General features: G+C 70.6%; 16 protein-coding genes. 8 read left to right on the top strand and 8 right to left on the bottom strand.

The annotated features are described in order from the left end of the window. The first annotated feature begins 218 nt into the window (after positions 1-218). Positions 219-383 carry a hypothetical protein gene (locus tag ACIGXJ_RS01495; RefSeq protein ID WP_399640044.1) on the top strand — a complete coding sequence of 55 codons (165 nt, stop codon included), beginning with the start codon at positions 219-221 and terminating at the stop codon, positions 381-383. A 114-nt stretch (positions 384-497) separates the two neighbouring features. Here the strand turns inward: ACIGXJ_RS01495 and dnaE are convergent, their stop codons facing one another. After that, the gene (gene dnaE / locus ACIGXJ_RS01500; RefSeq protein WP_399640048.1) at positions 498-4,037 is read right to left on the bottom strand and encodes a DNA polymerase III subunit alpha; all 3,540 of its coding nucleotides are present in this window, start codon (positions 4,035-4,037) and stop codon (positions 498-500) included. A gap of 229 nt (positions 4,038-4,266) precedes the next feature. Between dnaE and ACIGXJ_RS01505 the strand changes: the two genes are divergently transcribed. From ACIGXJ_RS01505 to ACIGXJ_RS01525, 5 genes are all read left to right on the top strand, one after another. Next, positions 4,267-5,616 (top strand): DUF2252 domain-containing protein, encoded by a 1,350-nt coding sequence (locus ACIGXJ_RS01505; protein WP_399640050.1) that lies wholly within the window; start codon positions 4,267-4,269, stop codon positions 5,614-5,616. A 69-nt stretch (positions 5,617-5,685) separates the two neighbouring features. Next, a complete protein-coding gene (locus tag ACIGXJ_RS01510; protein WP_399640052.1) occupies positions 5,686-6,381 on the top strand; it encodes a hypothetical protein in 696 nt (231 codons plus the stop codon). 177 nt (positions 6,382-6,558) lie between these two features. After that, a complete protein-coding gene (locus ACIGXJ_RS01515) occupies positions 6,559-7,359 on the top strand; it encodes a thioredoxin domain-containing protein (RefSeq protein ID WP_399640054.1) in 801 nt (266 codons plus the stop codon). 102 nt (positions 7,360-7,461) lie between these two features. Further along, positions 7,462-9,123 carry an alkaline phosphatase D family protein gene (locus ACIGXJ_RS01520; RefSeq protein ID WP_399640057.1) on the top strand — a complete coding sequence of 554 codons (1,662 nt, stop codon included), beginning with the start codon at positions 7,462-7,464 and terminating at the stop codon, positions 9,121-9,123. Positions 9,124-9,445: 322 nt separating this feature from the next. Then, on the top strand, positions 9,446-10,432 hold the full coding sequence (locus ACIGXJ_RS01525; RefSeq protein WP_399640060.1) for a zinc metalloprotease: 987 nt from the start codon (positions 9,446-9,448) through the stop codon (positions 10,430-10,432). Here ACIGXJ_RS01525 and ACIGXJ_RS01530 read toward each other — a convergent pair. Continuing rightward, entirely contained in the window at positions 10,417-11,004 is a 588-nt protein-coding gene (locus ACIGXJ_RS01530) for a dienelactone hydrolase family protein (protein ID WP_399640063.1), read from the bottom strand. The genes ACIGXJ_RS01525 and ACIGXJ_RS01530 overlap by 16 nt on opposite strands. A 93-nt stretch (positions 11,005-11,097) precedes the next feature. On the opposite strand from ACIGXJ_RS01530, the gene ACIGXJ_RS01535 reads away from it, so the two are divergent. Then, positions 11,098-12,198 carry a mechanosensitive ion channel family protein gene (locus ACIGXJ_RS01535; protein WP_399640066.1) on the top strand — a complete coding sequence of 367 codons (1,101 nt, stop codon included), beginning with the start codon at positions 11,098-11,100 and terminating at the stop codon, positions 12,196-12,198. Positions 12,199-12,214: 16 nt separating this feature from the next. Here ACIGXJ_RS01535 and ACIGXJ_RS01540 read toward each other — a convergent pair whose 3' ends face one another. The 6 genes from ACIGXJ_RS01540 to ACIGXJ_RS01565 all read right to left on the bottom strand — a co-directional run bounded on the left by ACIGXJ_RS01540 (position 12,215) and on the right by ACIGXJ_RS01565 (position 17,948). Next, positions 12,215-12,955, bottom strand: coding sequence for an SDR family NAD(P)-dependent oxidoreductase (locus ACIGXJ_RS01540; protein ID WP_399640068.1), 741 nt, complete (start codon positions 12,953-12,955; stop codon positions 12,215-12,217). Between the two features lie 39 nt (positions 12,956-12,994). Continuing rightward, positions 12,995-14,569 (bottom strand): Na+/H+ antiporter, encoded by a 1,575-nt coding sequence (locus ACIGXJ_RS01545; protein ID WP_399640071.1) that lies wholly within the window; start codon positions 14,567-14,569, stop codon positions 12,995-12,997. Positions 14,570-14,647: 78 nt separating this feature from the next. After that, positions 14,648-15,112, bottom strand: a complete 465-nt coding sequence (locus ACIGXJ_RS01550; RefSeq protein WP_399640074.1) for a GNAT family N-acetyltransferase — start codon at positions 15,110-15,112, stop codon at positions 14,648-14,650. Then, positions 15,109-16,053 carry an RluA family pseudouridine synthase gene (locus ACIGXJ_RS01555; RefSeq protein ID WP_399640077.1) on the bottom strand — a complete coding sequence of 315 codons (945 nt, stop codon included), beginning with the start codon at positions 16,051-16,053 and terminating at the stop codon, positions 15,109-15,111. Before ACIGXJ_RS01555 ends, ACIGXJ_RS01550 begins: the two co-directional genes overlap by 4 nt. 50 nt (positions 16,054-16,103) lie before the next feature. Beyond that, a complete protein-coding gene (gene lspA / locus ACIGXJ_RS01560; protein WP_399640080.1) occupies positions 16,104-16,775 on the bottom strand; it encodes a signal peptidase II in 672 nt (223 codons plus the stop codon). Between the two features lie 87 nt (positions 16,776-16,862). Then, positions 16,863-17,948 carry a TraR/DksA family transcriptional regulator gene (locus tag ACIGXJ_RS01565; protein WP_399640082.1) on the bottom strand — a complete coding sequence of 362 codons (1,086 nt, stop codon included), beginning with the start codon at positions 17,946-17,948 and terminating at the stop codon, positions 16,863-16,865. A gap of 585 nt (positions 17,949-18,533) precedes the next feature. Between ACIGXJ_RS01565 and ileS the strand changes: the two genes are divergently transcribed. Next, the gene (gene ileS, locus ACIGXJ_RS01570) at positions 18,534-21,677 is read left to right on the top strand and encodes an isoleucine--tRNA ligase (RefSeq protein WP_399640084.1); all 3,144 of its coding nucleotides are present in this window, start codon (positions 18,534-18,536) and stop codon (positions 21,675-21,677) included. The last annotated feature ends 61 nt before the right edge of the window (positions 21,678-21,738 follow it).

The raw sequence follows: 21,738 nt of genomic DNA on the forward strand, positions 1-21,738 counted from the left end.
CACCCTCTTCCTGGGAGGTTTGCTTCGGGCTTCCTTCGAGTCTGCCCGACGGCGCGTGGGTTAACGGCCGGAACTCGATCTTCGGCGTGGCGTTTCGGGACGCGGCGCGACGACCGCGCCCTTCACGCACGGTAATTGTACGAAATGCGCTTGTTGTCGGCGTATGTGAATCTGGTCGCGGCCCTGGCCCCTAGATCCCCCTCAGGAGGCAGATCACCATGGCCAAGAACAAGAACCGTGACCGTAAGCAGCAGCGTCCGACCGAGCGCGGGCAGCGCGCGGACCGTCGTCCCACGGCGGAGGCAGAGCCCCAGCCCGAGGCCGAGATGACCCCCGGCGACGTGGCGACCCACAAGCGGAAGCGCAGCTTCGGCCACAACTGACGTCCGTGTGACGGACTGTGACCCCACACGTGCGTGAGGGGCGTACCAGGTACCGGGTACGCCCCTCACGCGCGTCGAGGTCTCCCGCCGCCCGGCGGTGTCCTCGTCGGCGGCTCAGCCGGCCAGGCAGGACGGGCCGAGCAGCACCTTGAGATCGCCGAACAGCGCCGGGTCGGGCTTGACCCGGTGCCGGTCCAGGCGCAGCACCGTGGTCTTCGTGGGTCCCTGGAGCTTGATGCGGACCTCGCTGTCGCCCTTGTGGTGGCTGAGGATCTCGCCGAGCCGGCTGACCATGGGCGGGGTGACCCGGGTCGCCGGGATGGTGAGGATCACCGGCGCGTTGGTGCCGGCCGCCGACAGGTCGGGGACCATCAGCTCCATCGCCACCAGCCGGGGCACGTCCTCGCGCTTGTCGAGGCGGCCCTTGACGAACACCACGGCGTCCTCGACGAGCTGGGTGGAGACCAGCTGGTAGGTGGCCGGGAAGAACATGCACTCGATGGAGCCGGCGAGGTCCTCGACGGTGGCGATCGCCCAGGCGTTGCCCTGCTTGGTCATCTTGCGCTGCAGGCCCGAGATGATGCCGCCGATGGTGACGACCGCGCCGTCCGCGTGCTCACCGCCGGTGAGCTGGGCGATGCCCGCGTCGGCCTTGTCGGACAGCACGTGCTCCAGACCGAAGAGCGGGTGGTCGGAGACGTACAGGCCGAGCATCTCCCGCTCCTGGGCGAGCAGATAGGTCTTCTCCCACTCGTCCGGGGAGAACTCCACGTCGAGGCCGAAGCCCGGCTCGCTGGTGGCCTCGTCGCCCATGCCGCCGAAGAGGTCGAACTGGCCCTCGGCCTCCTTGCGCTTGACCGCGACGACGTTGTCGATCATCGGTTCGTACTGCGCCATCAGGCCCTTGCGGGTGTGGCCCATGGTGTCGAAGGCGCCGGCCTTGATCAGCGACTCGGTGGTGCGCTTGTTGCAGACCACCGCCTCGACCTTGTCGAGGTAGTCGGGGAAGGAGGCGTACTTCCCCTTGGTCTTGCGGCACTTGATGATCGACTCGACGACGTTGGTGCCGACGTTGCGCACGGCGGACAGGCCGAAGAGGATCACGTCGTCGCCCTGGGCGGCGAAGTTGGCCTCGGACTCGTTGACGTTCGGCGGGAGGACCTTGATGCCCATGCGGCGGCACTCGTTGAGGTAGACCGCCGACTTGTCCTTGTCGTCCTTCACGGACGTCAGCAGCGCCGCCATGTACTCGGCGGGGTGGTTGGCCTTGAGGTAGGCGGTCCAGTAGGAGACCAGGCCGTACGCGGCGGAGTGCGCCTTGTTGAAGGCGTAGCCGGCGAACGGGACCAGCACGTCCCACAGCGCCTGGATGGCTTCGTCGCTGTAGCCGTTCTTGCGGGCGCCGGCCTGGAAGATGACGAAGTTCTTCTCCAGCTCCTCCGGCTTCTTCTTGCCCATCACGCGGCGGAGGATGTCGGCCTCGCCGAGCGAGTAGCCGGCGATGATCTGGGCGGCCTTCTGCACCTGCTCCTGGTAGACGATCAGGCCGTAGGTGACCGCGAGGACCTCTTCGAGGGGCTCCTCCAGCTCCTTGTGGATCGGCGTGATCTCCTGCTGGCCGTTCTTGCGCAGCGCGTAGTTCGTGTGGGAGTTCATGCCCATCGGGCCCGGCCGGTACAGGGCCGACACGGCGGAGATGTCCTCGAAGTTGTCGGGCTTCATCAGCCGCAGCAGCGAGCGCATGGGCCCGCCGTCGAACTGGAAGACACCGAGGGTGTCGCCGCGCTGGAGCAGCTCGAAGGTCGTGGGGTCGTCGAGCGGGAGGCTCAGGAGATCGATGTCGATCCCCTTGTTGGCCTTCACCATCTTGACGGCGTCGTCCATGATCGTGAGGTTGCGCAGGCCCAGGAAGTCCATCTTCAGCAGGCCGAGCGACTCACAGCTCGGGTAGTCCCACTGCGTGATGGTGACGCCGTCGGTGTGCCTGACCCAGACGGGGACGTGGTCAGTGATGGTCTCGCTGGACATGATCACGCCGGCCGCGTGCACGCCCATCTGCCGGACCAGGCCCTCCACACCGCGCGCGGTGTCGATGACCTTCTTCACATCGGGCTCGTTCTCGTACATCGCCCGGATCTCGCCCGCCTCCGAGTAGCGCGGGTGGCCGGGGTCGGTGATGCCGGAGAGCGGGATGCCCTTGCCGAGGACGTCCGGCGGCATGGCCTTGGTGAGACGGTCGCCCATCGCGTACGGGTAGCCCAGCACGCGCGCGGAGTCCTTGATGGCGTTCTTGGCCTTGATGGTGCCGTAGGTGCCGATCATGGCGACCTTGTCGGCGCCGTACTTCTCGGTCACGTACCTGATCACCTCGACGCGCCGGCGCTCGTCGAAGTCGATGTCGACGTCGGGCATCGAGATGCGCTCGGGGTTGAGGAACCGCTCGAAGATCAGGCCGTGCGGGATGGGGTCGAGGTCGGTGATGCCGAGGGCGTAGGCGACGATCGAGCCGGCCGCGGAGCCTCGGCCGGGGCCGACCGCGATGCCCTGCTTCTTGGCCCACATGATGAAGTCGGCGACGACGAGGAAGTAGCCGGGGAAGCCCATCGAGATGATGGTGTCCATCTCGTACTCGACCTGCTTCATGCGGTCGTCCGGGATGCCGTCCGGGAAGCGGCGGTGCATGCCGCGCATGGTCTCCTCGCGGAACCAGCTGACCTCGGTGTAGCCCTCCGGGATGTCGAACTTGGGCATCAGGTCGCGCTTCTCGAACATGCCGGTGGTGTCGACCTGCTCGGCGACCAGGAGGGTGTTGCGGCAGCCCTCCTGCCAGGCGTCCGAGGAGTCGATGGCGTACATCTCGTCCGTGGACTTCAGGTAGTAGCCGGTGCCGTCGAACTTGAAGCGGTCCGGGTCGGAGAGGTTCTTGCCGGTCTGGATGCACAGCAGCGCGTCGTGCGCGCCCGCCTCATGGGCGTAGGTGTAGTGCGAGTCGTTGGTGACCAGCGGCGGGATGCCGAGCTTCTTGCCGATCTCCAGCAGGCCGTCGCGGACCCGGCGCTCGATCTCGATGCCGTGGTCCATCAGCTCAAGGAAGTAGCGGTCCTTGCCGAAGATGTCCTGGTACTCGGCGGCCGACTTCAGGGCCTCGTCGAACTGTCCGAGGCGCAGCCGGGTCTGCAGCTCGCCCGAGGGGCAGCCGGTGGAGGCGATGAGCCCCTCGGACCACTTGGAGATCGTCTCCTTGTCCATACGGGGCCACTTCTGCAGCCAGCCCTCGGCGTAGGCGTCGGAGGAGAGCCGGAAGAGGTTGTGCAGACCGGTCGCGTTCGCCGCCCAGATCGTCTTGTGGGTGTAACCACCCGAACCGGAGACGTCGTCGCGCTTCTGGTGCGGCTGACCCCACTGGATCTTCCGCTTGTTGCGCCGGGACTCGGGGGCGACATACGCCTCGATCCCGATGATCGGGGTGATTCCGGCCTTCTTCGCGGAGTGGTAGAAGTCGTACGCCCCGTGGAGGTTGCCGTGGTCGGACATGGCGATGTGCGTCATGCCCATCTCGTTGCACGCGTTGAACATGTCCTTCAGCCGCGCGGCACCGTCCAGCAGCGAGTACTGGGTGTGGACGTGCAGGTGCGTGAACGGCGGCTTTGACACGGTGGGCCCTCCAGGGGAAACACTCGGCGACGGGCTGGCGGACGGTTGTGGGGTCAGCGTCGAAGTCTATGCCTCGGCACTGACACTCGGCCCGGATCCCCGCGTACCTTCACCAGAGGGTCGCGGGCCCGCCGGAGATCACCCCGCGCGGGGCACTTCCCGGGGCCCTCGACCGTTGGATACGACAGAAACGCTGTCGTACATGTCATGCACCAGGAGGCCCCCAGCGATGTCGGTTCCCCAGCTCAGCGACGAGCAGCGCGGCGAGGAGATCCTCGCCGTCTTCGACACCGCCTTCGGCGCGCTCCTGGCCGCCGACCCGGCCGCGTTCCGGGTGAAGTTCCGCAAGATGGCGGCCTCGGCGTTCGCGTTCTACCGGGGGACGGCGGCGCTGTTCTACCACGACCTGGACGCGGAGAACGCCGGGCGGGGCGACGGGAGCATATGCAGCGGCCCGTACCTGGACGAGCGCACCTCACGCGTGTGGATCCACGGCGATCTGCACGCGGAGAACTTCGGCACGTACATGGACGCCACGGGCCGTCTGATCTTCAACGTCAACGACTTCGACGAGGCGTACGTCGGCCCCTTCACCTGGGACCTCAAGCGCTTCTCGGCCTCCATCGCCCTCATCGGCTACGCCAAGGCCCTCAGCGACGAGCAGATCTCCGAGCTGGTGGGGATCTACGCGGCCGCCTACCGCGAGCGCGTCCACGCCCTGGCCACCGGCGCCAAGCGCGACGAGGTGCCGCCCTTCACCCTGGACACCGCCGAGGGCCCGCTGCTCGACGCCCTGCGCGACGCCCGCTCGCTGACCCGCTTCGGGCTGCTGGAGTCGATGACCGAGATCCGCGACTTCGAGCGGCGCTTCGCCGCGGGCGGCGGCTCCGTCGAGCTGGACGCGGCCACCCGCTACAAGGTGCTGGCCGCCTTCGACGGCTACCTGGAGACCCTGCCGGAGACCTCACTGGCCCGGCCGGACTCCTACCGCGTCAAGGACGTCGTCGGCCGCCGCGGCATCGGCATCGGCTCGGCCGGGCTGCCGTCGTACAACATCCTGCTGGAGGGGCACAGCGACGCCCTGGAGAACGACGTGGTGATCTACGTCAAGCAGGCCCAGACCCCGGCGGTCTCCCGGCACATCACCGACCCGGCGATCCGGGAGTACTTCCAGCACGAGGGCCACCGCACGGTGATCTCCCAGCGCGCCCTGCAGGCGCACGCCGACCCGTGGCTGGGCTGGACCGAGCTGGACGGCGCGGGCCAGCTGGTCGCCGAGGTCTCGCCCTACGCGGTGGACCTGGCCTGGGGCGACATCGACGATCCGGCGGAGATCGCGGCGGTCGTCGCCGACCTGGGCCGGGCGACCGCCTCGATGCACTCCGCGGCCGACGACCAGTCCGGAGAGTCGCTGGTGCCGTTCTCCACCGAGCGGGCCATCGACGCGGCGATCGCCGCCGACGAGGAGGGCTTCGCTCCGCTGCTGGTGGACTTCGCGCACCGCTACGGCGCACGCGCGCGTGCCGACCACCAGATCTTCGTCGACCTGTTCCGCAACGGCCGCATCCCGGGGCTGTGACGCGCGACGCGAGGTTCACAGGATTCCTTTAGGAGTCCCTTACCGCGGCGCATGCCACACTTTTGGGCGATGGACATCTCAGGGACCCAGCTCAGAGCCGTGCGCGCGGCGCTGTTCACGGCGGTTGTCGTGACGCTCAGCACCGCGTCGCACGTGCTGCTGTCCGGGGCCCCGCTGCCGCTGGGCACGGTCGCGGTCGTCACCGCCGCCGTGTTCGCCGTGGCCTACGCCCTGGCGGGCGGCGAGCGCGGCTTCGGCCGGATCGCCGCCCTGCTGATCCCGCTGGAGCTGGCCGCCGACACCGTCTTCACCACCGGCCAGCACACCTGCTACGGCGCCGCGGGCGGCCCGGTCACCGGGCCGCTGCGCTCGGTCGGCCTGGACCTGCTGTGCGCCGGCGAGGTGGGCGGCCCGCTCGCCCGGGTCACCGGTGGCGCGGGCGGCGACCGCGTCGGGGCCCTGCTCGCGCAGGCCGGCCCCGCCACCGCCTGGCTGCTCCTCGCCGCCCATGCCGGTGTCGGGCTGCTGGCCGCGGCCTGGCTGCGGCGCGGCGAGCGGGCGCTGGCCCAGCTGGTGCGTGCCGCCGGCGCCACGACGTTCCGGCCCCTGCTCCTCGCGGTCGCCGCGGTCGGCGCCCGGCGCGTCCCGGCCCGCCTCCGCCGACCGCGCCCGGTGTGCCGTACGGCCCCGGTACGCGATCTGCTGTTCGCCCACTCCCTGGGACGGCGTGGACCGCCGTGCTCCCCCGCCCCCGCCGCCGCCTGAACGACGCGACGGCCCGGGCTCTCCCCGAGCGCAGCTCTCTTGAGCGCAGCTCTCCCCCGAGCGCAGCCCTCTCCTGAGCACAGCTCTGCCGTGAGCACAGCTCTGCCTTGAGCGCAGGCAGTCCCCCCTACGTATCCCGCGTACGACATGTGCGCGTCCCACATGGAGATCATCAGCATGAGCAAGCGGAACAGCCAGGCGGCGAAGACGGCGGCCCGGGAGCGGCTGCGTGTCGAGCGCGAGCGCGAGGCGAAGAAGGCGAAGGTCAGGCGGCAGCTGATCGTCGCGGGCACGATCGTCGGCGTGCTGGCCGCGGCGGGCGGCATAGGCTTCGCCGTCGTCCAGGCCAACCAGCCCGGCAAGTGGGAGGAGGCCGCGAAGGCCACGGTCGTCGCCCCGGCGAACACCTCCGGCAAGGACGGCACCACGCTCGTCATCGGCGACTCCAAGACCGACAACGTGGTCCACCTCTACGAGGACCCGCGCTGCCCGGCCTGCGCGAGCTTCGAGCAGACCGTCGGCGAGAGCGTGAACAAGGGCATGGAGGACGGCGACTACAAGCTCTCCTTCACGATCGGCACCTTCCTCGACGGCAACCTCGGCGGCGAGGGCTCCAAGAACGCCCTCAGCGCCCTCGGCGCCGCGCTCAACGTCGGCCCGGAGGCGTTCCTCGACTACAAGGCCGCGCTGTACTCGGCGAAGTACCACCCCGAGGAGACCAGCGACGACCTCGCCGACGACAGCTACCTGATCAAGGTGGCGAACACGGTGGACGCGCTGAAGAACAACAAGAAGTTCCAGGACGCCGTGGAGAAGGGCACCTACGACGCCTGGGCGATGCGGATGAGCAAGTCCTTCGAGGACGCCGAGGGCGTGGAGTCCACCCCGACCATCAAGATCAACGACAAGGTGGTCAAGAACCCGGGCTCCGTCGCCGACTGGCAGAAGGCACTGAAGGACGCCGGCGTGACCAAGTAGGGCGACGCGCGGCCGAAGAGCGGGCGAACTCTGGGGAGTTCGCCCGCTCTCGCCGTCCGAATGTCTTACATGTTGGACTACCGATCAGTAATCTGATCGGCCGTGACCAGTCGCCACAGATCTCACATAGATCCCAACACGCCTGCTCCGCGCCGCCGTTCGGTCGTCAAGGCCGCCGCTGCCGGAGCCGTCCTCGCCGCTCCGCTCGCCGCATCCCTGCCCGCACGCGCCGCCGAGTCGGCCCCCGCCTTCCTGCACGGCGTCGCCTCCGGCGACCCGCTGCCCGACGGTGTCCTGCTGTGGACCCGGGTGACCCCGGCCGCCGACGCGGTGCCCGGATCCGGGCTCGGCCCGGACACGCCGGTGGAGTGGGTCGTCGCCACCGACAAGGCGCTGACGAACATCGTCGCCAAGGGTTCCGTCACCGCCACGGCCGCCTCCGACCACACGGTCAAGGCGGACGTACGCGGCCTCGCCCCCGCCACCGACTACTTCTTCCGCTTCTCCACGGGCGGCACCGACTCGCCGACGGGCCGCACCCGCACCGCGCCCGCCGCCGACGCCGCCGTCGCGGGCCTGCGCTTCGGCGTGGTCTCCTGCGCCAACTGGGAGGCCGGCCACTTCGCCGCGTACCGCCATCTCGCGGCCCGCGGCGACCTGGACGCCTGGCTGCACCTGGGCGACTACATCTACGAGTACGGCACCGGCCAGTACGGCACCCGCGACACGGTCGTACGGCCGCACGCCCCGGCCCACGAGATCGTGAGCCTGGCCGATTACCGCACCCGGCACGGCCGTTACAAGACCGACCCCGACCTCCAGGCCCTGCACGCCAAGGCGCCGGTCGTGGCGATCTGGGACGACCACGAGTTCGCCAACGACACCTGGTCCGGCGGCGCGGAGAACCACACCGAGGGCGCGGAGGGCGCCTGGGCGGCCCGGCAGTCCGCGGCCAAGCAGGCCTACTTCGAGTGGATGCCGGTGCGTCCGGCCATCGCCGGCACCACCTACCGCCGGCTGCGCTTCGGCAAGCTCGTCGACCTGTCGCTGCTGGACCTGCGCTCCTTCCGTTCGCAGCAGGTCAAGTTCGGCAACGGCGAGGTCGACGACCCGGAGCGCACGCTGACCGGCCGCGCCCAGCTGGACTGGCTGAAAGCGGGCCTGAAGTCCTCCGACACGACCTGGCGGCTGGTCGGCAACTCGGTGATGATCGCCCCCTTCGCCATCGGCTCGCTGTCCGCAGAGCTCCTCAAGCCGCTGGCCGAGCTGCTGGGTCTGCCCAAGGAGGGCCTCGCGATCAACACCGACCAGTGGGACGGCTACACCGACGATCGCCGTGAACTGCTGGCGCATCTGCGCTCCAACGCCATCAGGAACACGGTGTTCCTGACCGGCGACATCCACATGGCGTGGGCCAACGACGTGCCGGTGAACGCCGGCACGTATCCGCTGTCGGCCTCGGCGGCCACGGAGTTCGTGGTCACCTCGGTGAGCTCGGACAACCTCGACGACCTGGTGAAGGTCCCCGAGGGCACGGTCTCGGCCGTCGCGGCGCCGGTGATCCGCGCCGCCAACCGGCACGTCCACTGGGTCGACACCGACCGCCACGGCTACGGCGTCCTGGACATCACCGCCGAGCGCGCGCAGATGGACTACTACGTGCTGTCCGACCGCACGAAGCCCGACGCGACCTCCGCCTGGGCGCGTTCGTACCGCACGCGCAGCGGCACGCAGAAGGTCGAGCGGACCTACAGCCCGGTGTGAGCCGGACACCCGAGGGGCGATTTTCAGCCATCAGCCGTTTGCTACTGAGCGGTTAAGGCGAGATCACATCGCTACGGCGGGTGGTGTGAGCCGTGGTTCTAATCCGGACACACCACCCGCGCCGGTCACCGCTCTTGTTACATCCGAGTCCCAAACTCCGGACACCTCGCCAGTTCACGTTCCCAATCCTCCGCGTTCGCCGGAATTTTGTTTGGGCCTGAACAGTGCTCTTGTCGGGTCGGCATGTCCACGTAATCTCCGGGCGGCGGCCAGGAAGATCCCTGGCCCGCGAACTCCCCACCGTCTCCCCACAGGAGTCAGCATGCGTGCGCTCGCCCCGATATCTCCCTCTCTGCGCAGACGCCTTCTCGGCACGGCAGCCGTGGCCGGAACCCTGCTGCTCGCCCCGGTGTCGGCCCCCACCGGCATCGCGGCCGCCAGCACCCCCGCCACCGAGTGCGTCGAGGACACGCACGCGAGCGCCACCGCCCGTGAGGCCAAGCCGGGCGCGGGCCAGCAGATCGCCGAGCCCAACGAGGTCACCGCCGCCAAGGCCCAGGCCATGGACGCGGACCTGAAGAAGAAGCTGGACAAGCTCCGCTCCAGCGGCCGCCTCTCCGCCGCGGCCGCCTCGGCCACCGTCCCGGTGTACTTCCACGTCATCCACGACGGCACCAAGGGCCAGCTCAGCTCGGCCGACATCAACGCCCAGATGAACGTCCTGAACGCGGCCTACGCCGGCCAGGGCACCGGAAACACCGACTCCGGCTTCCAGTTCACCCTGGCCGGAACCGACTACACCGACAACGCCACCTGGTACAACCTCAGCTCCGGCTCCACCGCCGAGAAGGCGATGAAGACGGCTCTGCGCAAGGGCGGCGCGAACGCGCTGAACATCTACACCGCCAACCTCGGCGGCGGTCTGCTGGGCTGGGCCACCTTCCCCAGCTCCTACAGCTCCAACCCGTCCATGGACGGCGTCGTCGTCCTCGACGCGTCCCTGCCGGGCGGAACGGCCGCCAACTACGACGAGGGCGACACCGCGACCCACGAGGTCGGCCACTGGATGGGCCTGTACCACACCTTCCAGGGCGGCTGTAACGGCAACGGCGACTACGTCACCGACACCCCGGCCGAGAAGAGCGCCGCGTACCAGTGCCCGACGGGCCGTGACTCGTGCGCCAGCAAGGCGGGCGTGGACCCGATCCACAACTTCATGGACTACACGTACGACAACTGCATGTACCAGTTCACCGCCGGCCAGGTGACGCGCATGCAGCAGAGCTGGACCGCCTACCGCGCGGGCTGAGCCCCGAGGTCGTCGAGGAAGCCGAGCGCCACCCGCCAGGTGGCCTCGGCCGCCTCGGCGTCGTGGTCCGGCAGGTCGGGGTCGGTGTACAGATGGCCGGCCCCGGCGTACCGGTAGATCTCCACATCGGCTCCCGTACGGCCCATCTGCAGATACCAGGAGCTCAGCCAGTCGTCGGTCTCGAAGGGGTCGGGCTCGGCGACATGCAGCTGCACCGGCAGCTCGTCCGCCGTGGCGTTCGGCGCGATGTCCGAGGTGCCGTGGAGCAGCAGCAGCCCGCGTGCCTTGTCGTCGCCGAGGGCGAGGGTCTGCGCGATGGACGCGCCGAGCGAGAACCCGGCGTACACCAGCCCGCGTTCGGAGTAGGGCGCGGCCGCCAGGACCGCCCGCCTCAGCAGCTCGTCCTTGCCGATCTCGTCCTTGCAGGCCATGCCCTCCTCGACCGTGTCGAACGTGCGCCCCTCGAAGAGGTCGGGCGTCCACACCTCGTGACCGGCCGCGCGCAGCCGGTCGGCGGCGGTGCGCACCGCGGGCCGCAGTCCGTAGGCCGAGTGAAAGAGCATGATGTTCATGAGGCCATGGTGCCAGCCGGATGGGACAGGGCTCACATCGATCAGCAGGGCACCACGTGTTCACCGCGGCCTGATCCGGTTACGTTCTCTGGCATGGAGAACGTACTCCGACCACTGATCGTGGTCGGCGGCTCGGTTCTGCTCACTGTGGTGATCGGCTGGGCCACCGACCGCCTGCTGTCCAAGGCAGACGGACGGCACGGCGAGACCCCGTTGTGGGGTCTGCTGCGCCGTGCCCGGGTGCCCTACCAACTCGCTCTGTGCGCCGCGCTGCTCAGAGGCTCCTACGACGAGGCCCGGCTGCTCCAGGAGCACCATGTCGGCATAGGCCGCACACTGACGCTGGTATTGATCGGCTCGACGGCCTGGCTGGTGATCCGGATCGCGGGCGCCGTGGTCGAGACGACGTACAGCCGTTACGCACGCGCCCACCACGACCCGGCGCGCGTCCGGCGGGTGCGCACCCAGGTGACGCTCATCACGCGCGTGGTGGCCGCGGTCGTCGGTGTGGTGGCCGTGGCCGCGATGCTGCTGACGTTCCCGGCGATGCGCGCGGCCGGTGCCTCGCTGCTGGCCTCGGCCGGCATCATCGGCATCGTCGCCGGTGTGGCCGCGCAGTCCACGCTGAGCAACATGTTCGCCGGGCTGCAGATCGCCTTCGGCGACATGGTGCGCATCGGCGACACGGTCGTGGTGGACGGCGAGTGGGGCACGGTCGAGGAGATCACCCTGACCTTCCTGACCGTGCGCACCTGGGACGAGCGCCGGATCACCATGCCGGTGTCGTACTTCACGTCCAAGCCGTTCGAGAACTGGTCGCGCGGCACCCCCCAGATGACCGGCATCGTCTTCTGGCACCTCGACCACTCGGCGCCGGTCGACGCGATGCGCGAGAAGCTGCGCGACATCCTGCGCGAGTGCCCGGCCTGGGACGGCCGCGCCTACTCCCTGGACGTCACGGACACCACGCCCAACACCATGGAGGTGCGGGCGCTGGTGACCGCGAAGGACGCCGACGACGTGTGGACGGTACGCGTCGCCGTGCGCGAGGCGATGATCCGCTGGCTGGTCACCCACCACCCCTACGCCCTGCCCCGGGTCAACACCGCGGACGCGACGCTGCCCGGCGCGCGGCTGTCCCCCGACGGGGTCCGCCCGCGGCGCGCCGTGGACGCGCAGCGCTCGGAGCGCTGACCCGCTCCTCCCGCTCTCAGTGGCCGCGCTCGGCGCCGCCGTTGACCTGGAGGATCTGGGACGTGATGTGCCCGGCGCCCGGGGACGCCAGCCAGTGCAGGGTGGCGGCGACGTCCCCGGGCGTCCCGGCGCGGCCGGTGGAGGTCTCGCCGATCAGCCGCTCGCGGCGCTCCTCGGCGACGGCTCCGCCGAAGAACTCGGTGTCCTCGATGTAGCCGGGCGCGACCGCGTTCACGGTGATGCCGCGCGGGCCGAGCTGCCGCGCCAGATCGTGGACGTACGGGTGCAGCCCGGCCTTGGACGCCGCGTACGCCCCGCTGCCCGACCCCCGGTAGGCGGCGATGGAGCTGAGGAACAGCACCCGCCCGCCGGGCTCGGCGAGCCGTTCCTTGAGGGCCTCGGTGAGCAGGACCGCGGTCAGGACGTTCAGCCGGAAGTTGACGTTCCAGTCGTGCAGCACGGCGTCCAGCGGGTCCTCGCCCGCGGCTCCCGGCTCCAGCCCGCCGTGGCCGCCCGCGGAGTGCACCAGCACGTCCACGGTGCCGAGCTCCTGCCGTACGAACTGAGCGACCCGCCGCACGTCCGCGGGCTCGGCGAGGTCGGCGGCGCAGGTGAGCGCGCCGGGCACCCCGGCCTTCTCCAGCACCGCGGCGCGCCGCCCGAGCAGCAGGACCCGGTCCCCGTCCGCGGCGAAGGCATGCGCGGCGGCGAGCCCGATCCCGGTGCCGCCCCCACTGATCACAACGTTACGAGTCATGATCACACCCTACGAACGCGGAGGGGGCGGCGCAGGCGGTCACCGCAGACTGCGCACGTCCAGCTGCCTGAGCACCCGGTCGACCACCTCCGGGTCGGCGCCCGGCTCGCTGCGCGCCGCCAGCACCTCGTGCCGTGCGGCGCTGAGCATCTCGCCCTCGATCCGCCGCACGTGTTTCACCCGGCGCAGCGCCTCCCGGCGCTCCTCCTCGCCGATCTCGGGCGCGATCCGCACCCCGATGTCATGGGCCCGCCGCAGCATCCGCTCGGACACCTCCTCCGGCAGCTCCTCGACCTCCTCGATCTCCCGCAGCCTGCGCTTGGCGGCCTTCGCGGCCCGCAGCGCCAGCGCCCTCTCGAACTCCTTCTCCCGCCCGGTGTCGGCCTGCACCCCCAGCCGCTTCACCAGCCACGGCAGGGTCAGCCCCTGGAGCACCAGCGTCGCCATGATCACCCCGAAGGCGATGAAGATGATCTCGTCCCGGTCGGGGAACGGCGTCCCGGCGTCGGTCTTCAGCGGAATCGCCAGCGCCAGCGCCACCGACGCCACCCCGCGCATCCCCGACCACCACATGACGACGGTCTCCCGCCAGCTCGTAGGGATGTCCTCGTCGTGGTCGCGCAGGGCGTGCAGCCGCTTGGTCAGCCAGGTCGCCGGCAGCAGCCACGCGAGCCGCACCAGGACGACCACGGCCGCGATCGCCGCCGCCCAGCCGAGCATCTCGCCCCACCGCCCGGACGCGGTCCGCACCGCGATGTGCAGTTCCAGCCCGATCAGCCCGAACGCCACCCCGGTGACCAGCGTGTCGACGATGTCCCAGAAGGCGTGCCCGGCGAGCCGGGTCATCACGTCGTCGGCGTCGGCGGCGTACTCGGCGAGGAACAGGGCGCAGGTCAGCACCGCCAGCACCCCCGAGCCGTGCAGCTCCTCGGCCAGTACGTAGGCGGCGTACGGCACCAGCAGGGTCAGCCCGATCTGCAGCGTCGGGTCGCCGAGCAGGTCCAGCAGCCGGTTCGCGCCCCAGCCGAGCACCAGCCCGACGGCGAGCGCGACCACGGCGGACAGCACCAGGTCGAGACCGGCCTCCCAGGCGGAGAAGCTGCCGCTGACGACGGCGGCGATCGCCACGTGGTAGAGCACGATGGCCGTCACGTCGTTGAAGAGCCCCTCGCCCTCCAGGATCGACACCAGCCGCCGGGGCAGCCCCAGCTGTCCGGCGACGGCGGTCGCGGCGACCGGGTCGGGCGGCGCCACCAGCGCGCCCAGCGCGAACGCCGCGGCGAGCGGCAGCCCGGGCACGATCATGTGCGCGACGGCGGCCACGCTGAGCATGGTGACGAACACGAGCGCCACGGCCAGCAGCAGGATCGGCCGCACGTTCGCCGCGAACTGCCGCCAGGAGGTGCGCCGTACGGCCGCGTACAGCAGCGGAGGAAGCAGCAGCGGCAGGATCAGGTCCGGCGGTACGTCGACGTTCGGCACGAAGTCGAGCAGCGCGAGGACGACGCCGAACAGCGTCATCAGCACCGGCGACGGCAGTCCCAGCCGGTCACCGAGCGGGACGCTCAGCACCGCCCCGAGCAGCAGCAGGAAGACCAGGGCCAACTGTTCCACGCAGGGCGCTCCGCAAGGTCGGACGATCACACGGCAGGCTGCCAGCCTGCCATGATCTCCTTCCCCGCAGCGGCTGCGTTACAGCGCGCGCCGCATCGCCCGGTGCGGGATGCCGGCCTCCATGTACTGCGGGCCGTACGCCTCGTAGCCGAGCCGCTCGTAGAAGCCCAGCGCGTGGGTCTGCGCGTGCAGGTCGACGGCGGCCAGGCCACGCGCGCGTGCCGCGTCCTCGATGGCGCGCACCAGGGCGACGCCGACGCCCAGGCCGCGGGCCTCCTGGAGCACGGCCAGCCGACCGAGCGAGCCGGCCGACGGGTCGCCGCCGGTCTTGGCAGCGGCGGTCCCGCCGTGCAGCAGCCGCCCGGTGCCGAGCGGGGTGCCGTCGTCCCGCACCGCCAGCACATGCAGCGCGCCGGCGTCGTAGGAGTCGTACTCGATCTCCTGCGGGACGCCCTGCTCGACGACGAAGACCTGCTTGCGCACGGCGAAGCACGCCTCGCGGTCGGCGGGGTCCTCGGCGACCCGGACGCTGTAGGGGCTCACTTGTAGGTCTCCTCGCGGACCTGGTCGAGGGCCGTCTGCAGGTCGGCCGGGTAGTCGCTCTCGAACTCCACCCAGCTGCCGTCCCCCGGGTGCTCGAAGCCGAGCCGGACCGCGTGCAGCCACTGGCGGGTCAGCCGCAGCCGCTTGGCGAGCGTCGGGTCGGCGCCGTACGTCAGGTCGCCGACGCAGGGGTGGCGGTGGGCCGCCATGTGGACGCGGATCTGGTGGGTGCGGCCCGTCTCCAGCTTCACGTCCAGCAGGGAGGCGGCGCGGAAGGCCTCGATGAGGTCGTAGTGCGTGACGGACGGCTTGCCCTCGGCGGTGACCGCCCACTTGTAGTCGTGGTTCGGGTGGCGGCCGATGGGCGCGTCGATGGTGCCGCTGGTCGGGTCCGGGTGGCCCTGGACGAGCGTGTGGTAGCGCTTGTCGACCGTGCGCTCCTTGAACTGGCGCTTGAGCGAGGTGTACGCGCGCTCCGACTTGGCCACCGCCATCAGGCCGGACGTGCCCACGTCGAGGCGGTGCACGATGCCCTGGCGCTCGGCGGCGCCGGAGGTGGAGATGCGGTAGCCGGCCGCCGCGAGACCGCCGATGACGGTCGGGCCGGTCCAGCCGGGCGACGGGTGCGCGGCGACACCGACGGGCTTGACGATGACCACGACGTCGTCGTCGTCATGGATGATCTCCATGCCCTCGACCGGCTCGGCCACCACCTGCACCGGAGCGGCCGCCTGCGGCATCTCGACCTCCAGCCAGGCCCCGCCGTGCACGCGCTCGGACTTGCCGACCACCGCGCCGTCGACCAGCACCTTGCCCGCGGCCGCAAGCTCCGCCGCCTTCGTACGGGAGAAGCCGAACATGCGGGAGATGGCGGCGTCGACGCGCTCGCCCTCCAGGCCGTCCGGCACGGGCAGGGTACGGATCTCGGGAATCGTGCTCACCCGTCGAGTATGCCGGACGCCACCGACAGCCCCGTCGCCGCGGGCCCCGCTCAGTCCTTGTGGACGGTGCCGTCCGGGTCCAGGCCGCGGAACGACAGCAGCACGATGAGGATGCCGCCGCACACGATGGCGGAGTCGGCGAGGTTGAACACGGCGAAGTGCTTGGGCGCGATGAAGTCGACGACCGCGCCCTCCAGGACGCCCGGGGCGCGGAAGATCCGGTCGGTGAGGTTGCCGAGCGCGCCGCCGAGCAGCAGGCCGAGGGCGACGGCCCAGGGCAGGCTGTAGAGCTTGCGGGCCAGCCGGAAGATCACCACGATCACGGCCGCCGCGATCACGGTGAAGATGATCGTGAAGGCCTGGCCGAAGCCGAAGGCCGCGCCCTTGTTGCGGATGGCGTCGAGCTTCAGCCACTCGCCAAAGATCTCGATCGCCTCGTGGTGCTCCAGCTTCGTCACCACGAGCATCTTGCTGACCAGGTCGACGAGGTAGGCGAACGCGGCCACCGCGAACAGGACGGCGATCCGGCGCCGCCCCCTGGGCCGCTCGGCCGCGGCCTCCGGGGACTGCGGGGACTCCCCGGGCGCGCCGGCGTCACGGGACGCGCCGGCGTCCGCGGAGGCGTCCGACCGCTCCTGCGTGCCGTTGTCATCCCGCTCCTGGGCGGTCTGTGCCGCCTCGGGGATGTCCGGCGTACCGATGATGCGCTCCGCCTCTGCCACGTGAGTCCCTCAACCTAGGTGCCTGACTGAGGACGAGGGTACGGCACGCCTCCCCGACCGCTCAGTACCGGCGTTCAGTACCGGCGTTCAGTACCGGCGTTCCTGCTTCTGCTTGCACTCCACGCACAGCGTGGCCCGCGGGAAGGCCTGCATCCGGGCCTTGCCGATGGGCTTGCCGCAGTTCTCGCACAGGCCGTAGGTTCCCGCGTCCAGCCGGTCCAGGGCGCGCTCGGTCTGCAGCAGCATCTCGCGCGCGTTGGCGGCCAGCGCCAGCTCGTGCTCGCGCGTGATGTTCTTCGTGCCGGTGTCGGCCTGGTCGTCGCCGGCGCCGTCGCCGGAGTCCCGCATCAGGCCGGCCAGCGACTCCTCGGAGGAGGTGATCTCGGCCCGCAGCCGCTCCGCCTCCCCGGTGAGCTCCGCGCGTGCCTCCTCGACCTCCTCCGTCGTCCAGGGGTCCTCGCCGGGGCGTACCGCGAGCTCACCCGGCTCCACCGCGGCGCCGCGCGCCTTGGGGACGGCCGTCGTGGCCGCCGTGGCCGTGCCTGGAGTCTTCTTCGCAACCACCGTCGTGGCTCCCGTCTGCTCCGCGGCCTCGGCCGCGCCCGCCTTCTTCGCCCTGCTCGTGCTCTTCGCCGCCGCGGCCGTGCTCTTCGCCGCGTCGGACTTCTTCGCCGTCTCGGTCTTCCTCGTCGCGCTCCTGGCGGAGGTGGTGCTGCTTCCGGTGGGGGCGGCCTTCTTGGCCGGCGCCTTCTTGGCCGGCGCCTTCTTGGCGGCGGCCCTGCCGGCGGCACTCCCCTTGTCGGCGGCGGCCTTCTTGGCCGGGGCCTTGCCGGCCGGGGCCTTGTCGGCAGGTGCCTTCTTGGCCAGGGCTTTCCTGGCGGGGGCCTTCCCGGCCGCCGCTGCCGCCCCCTCCCCGTCGACCGCGTTCCGGGAGGCGGCCTCCGCCTCGCGGGAAGCGGCCTCCGCCCCTTGGAGAGCTGCCCCCGCCTCCCGGGGGACGGCCTCCACGGATGAGGTGGCCTTCTTCGCGGCGGCCTTCCCGGCCGCGGTCCGCTTCGCCGCGGCCTGCTTCGAGGCCGTGCTCTTCTTCCCCCCGACGTCCTTGGCGCCACCGCCGGAGGCATGCGTGGCCCCGCTGGACGCCGACTGTTCGGCGGTCTTCTTCGCCACCATGCCGCGGCCCCTTCACATATTGTGATCTTGCTCGCGAATCGTGCTGGGACGATAAATCGACTCGAGTCCCGCGGCAACGGGGCACGCCGCCCGATTCGCCCACCCCGCGCGTGCCGCGAGGCCGGCATGCATGCGTTGTGCCCAGCTCCCCGCCGGGTAATCCGACCGGTCGATCGTCCCGGAATCCGAACGGGCACACCTGACCATTCGGGTCATCCCGGACACCCCCCAGGGCCACGCCGCGGACCCCGGAAATCCGGTCGGCCGCTGTCGGCGGGGCGCCGTACACTGGGCGGAGCGAAAAGCGTGGATGGGGACGAGTAGCGGCGTACGCAGCCCAGAGCGACCCGGGGACGGTGGGAGCCCGGGGGCGAGCGCGACGTGAAGATCACCCCGGAGCCGCCGGAAGAAAGCCCCCAGCGGGCGAGTAGACCCGGCATCGCGACCCCAATGAGGGGGCTCACCGGCGCCGCACCCGGCACCGGAGGGCCAAGGAGGGTGGTACCGCGGGAGCGCGCCGAAACCGGCGCAGGGCTCTCGTCCCTCCGGACGGAAGGCAGCAAGTCCGCCGGAGGAAGCTCGCTGATGACATCGCCTACGTACCGCCAGGTACCCGCCCAGGTCGACCTGCCCGCTCTCGAGCACGCGGTGCTCGACTTCTGGCGCGAGCAGAAGATCTTCGCCAAGAGCCTGGAGCAGTCCGAGGGACGCCCCGAGTGGGTGTTCTACGAGGGCCCGCCCACCGCCAACGGCATGCCCGGCGCCCACCACATCGAGGCGCGTGTCTTCAAGGACGTCTTCCCCCGCTTCCGCACCATGCGCGGCTACCACGTCGCCCGCAAGGCCGGCTGGGACTGCCACGGCCTGCCCGTGGAGCTGGCGGTGGAGAAGGAGCTGGGCTTCTCCGGCAAGCAGGACATCGAGGCCTACGGCATCGCCGAGTTCAACGCCAAGTGCCGCGAGTCGGTGACCCGGCACACCGACGCCTTCGCCGAGCTGACGACCCGCATGGGCTACTGGGTCGACCTGGACGACGCCTACCGGACCATGGACCCCGAGTACGTGGAGTCGGTCTGGTGGTCGCTGAAGGAGATCTTCGACAAGGGCCTCCTCGTCCAGGACCACCGCGTCGCCCCCTGGTGTCCCCGCTGCGGCACCGGCCTGTCCGACCACGAGCTGGCCCAGGGCTACGAGACGGTCGTCGACCCGTCGGTGTACGTCCGCTTCCCGCTGACCTCCGGCCCGCTGGCCGGCGAGGCCGCGCTGCTGGTCTGGACGACCACCCCGTGGACGCTGGTGTCCAACACGGCCGTCGCCGCGCACCCCGAGGTCACCTACGTCGTCGCCACCGACGGCGAGGAGAAGCTCGTCGTCGCCGAGCCGCTGCTCGCCAAGGCACTCGGCGAGGGCTGGGAGACCACCGGCCAGTCCTTCACCGGCGCCGAGATGGAGCGCTGGACGTACCAGCGCCCCTTCGAGCTCATCGAGTTCCCGGCCGAGGCCCACTTCGTGGTGAACGCCGAGTACGTCACCACCGAGGACGGCACCGGTCTGGTCCACCAGTCCCCCGCCTTCGGTGAGGACGACCTCAAGGTCTGCCGCGCCTACGGCCTGCCGGTGGTCAACCCGGTCCTGCCGGACGGCACCTTCTCGCCCGAGGTCCCCCTGGTCGGCGGCGTCTTCTTCAAGAAGGCCGACGAGAAGCTCACCGAGGACCTCGGCGCGCGCGGCCTGCTCTTCCGGCACCTGCCGTACGAGCACAGCTACCCGCACTGCTGGCGCTGCCACACCGCGCTGCTCTACTACGCGCAGCCCTCCTGGTACATCCGTACGACGGCGGTCAAGGACCGCATGCTCCAGGAGAACGAGAAGACCAACTGGTTCCCGGACACCGTCAAGCACGGCCGCTTCGGCGACTGGCTGAGCAACAACATCGACTGGGCGCTCTCCCGCAACCGCTACTGGGGCACCCCGCTGCCCATCTGGCGCTGCGAGGAGGGCCACCTCACCTGCGTCGGCTCCCGCGCGGAGCTGACCGAGCTGAGCGGCACCGACCAGTCGGAGCTGGACCCGCACCGCCCGTACATCGACGACGTCACGTTCACCTGCACCCACGAGGGCTGCTCCCTCGAAGCGGTGCGCGTGCCGGAGGTCATCGACGCCTGGTACGACTCGGGCTCGATGCCGTTCGCGCAGTGGGGCTACCCGTACAAGAACAAGGAGCTGTTCGAGAGCCGCTACCCGGCGCAGTTCATCTCCGAGGCCATCGACCAGACGCGCGGGTGGTTCTACACCCTGATGGCGGTCGGCACGCTGGTCTTCGACAAGTCGTCCTACGAGAACGTCGTCTGCCTCGGCCACATCCTCGCCGAGGACGGCCGCAAGATGTCCAAGCACCTGGGCAACATCCTGCAGCCGATCCCGCTCATGGATCAGCACGGCGCGGACGCGGTGCGCTGGTTCATGGCGGCCGGCGGCTCCCCGTGGGCGGCCCGCCGCGTGGGCCACGGCACCATCCAGGAGGTCGTCCGCAAGACACTCCTCACCTACTGGAACACGGTCGCCTTCCAGGCCCTGTACGCCCGTACGTCGAACTGGGCGCCCTCCGAGGCCGACCCGGCCCCGGCCGAGCGTCCGCTGCTCGACCGCTGGCTGCTGTCCGAACTCCACGCGCTCACCGACCAGGTGACGCAGGCGCTGGAGGCGTACGACACCCAGCGCGCCGGCAAGCTGCTGTCCGCGTTCGTCGACGACCTCTCCAACTGGTACGTCCGTCGCTCGCGGCGCCGCTTCTGGCAGGGCGACAAGGCCGCGCTGCGCACGCTGCACGAGGTCGTCGAGACGGTCACCAAGCTGATGGCCCCGCTGACCCCGTTCATCACCGAGCGGGTCTGGCAGGACCTGGTCGTGCCGGTCACCCCGGGCGCCCCGGAGTCGGTGCACCTCGCCTCCTGGCCGGAGGCGGACATGGGCGCCATCGACCCGGAGCTGTCGAGGCAGATGGTGCTGGTGCGGCGCCTGGTGGAGCTGGGGCGTGCCACGCGCGCGGAGTCGGGCGTCAAGACCCGTCAGCCGCTGTCCCGTGCCCTGGTGGCGGCCGCGGGTTTCGAGAGCCTCGACCCGGAGCTGCACACGCAGATCACCGAGGAGCTGAACGTCTCGTCGCTCGCCTCGCTGTCCGAGGTCGGCGGGTCGCTGGTGGACACCACCGCCAAGGCCAACTTCCGTGCGCTGGGCAAGCGGTTCGGCAAGCGGGTGCAGGACGTGGCCAAGGCCGTGGCCGCCGCCGACGCGGCAGCGCTGTCGCTGGCCCTGCGTGAGGGCACGGCCTCGGTGGAGGTCGACGGCGAGACCGTCTCCCTCGCCCCGGACGAGGTGATCATCACCGAGACGCCGCGCGAGGGCTGGTCGGTGGCCTCCGACTCGGGTGCCACCGTCGCGCTCGACCTGGAGATCACGGAGGAGCTGCGGCGGGCCGGCCTCGCGCGGGACGCCATCCGGCTGATCCAGGAGGCCCGTAAGAACAGCGGGCTGGACGTGGCCGACCGGATCGCGCTGCGGTGGTCGTCCACGGACCCGGCGGTGACGTCGGCGCTGACCGAGCACGCCGGGCTCATCGCCGACGAGGTCCTCGCGACGGACTTCGCCGAAGGTGAGGCGGACGACACGTTCGGGTCGCCGTTCACCGATGAGGGGCTGTCGCTGACGTTCCGCCTGCGCAAGGCGTAACCCGCGCACCGACGGCGGCCGTCCTCGCGGGCGGCCGCCGTCGGCATGTCCGGACGTCTCC

The organism is Streptomyces sp. NPDC053367, assembly GCF_044545925.1.
Lineage (GTDB): Bacteria > Actinomycetota > Actinomycetes > Streptomycetales > Streptomycetaceae > Streptomyces.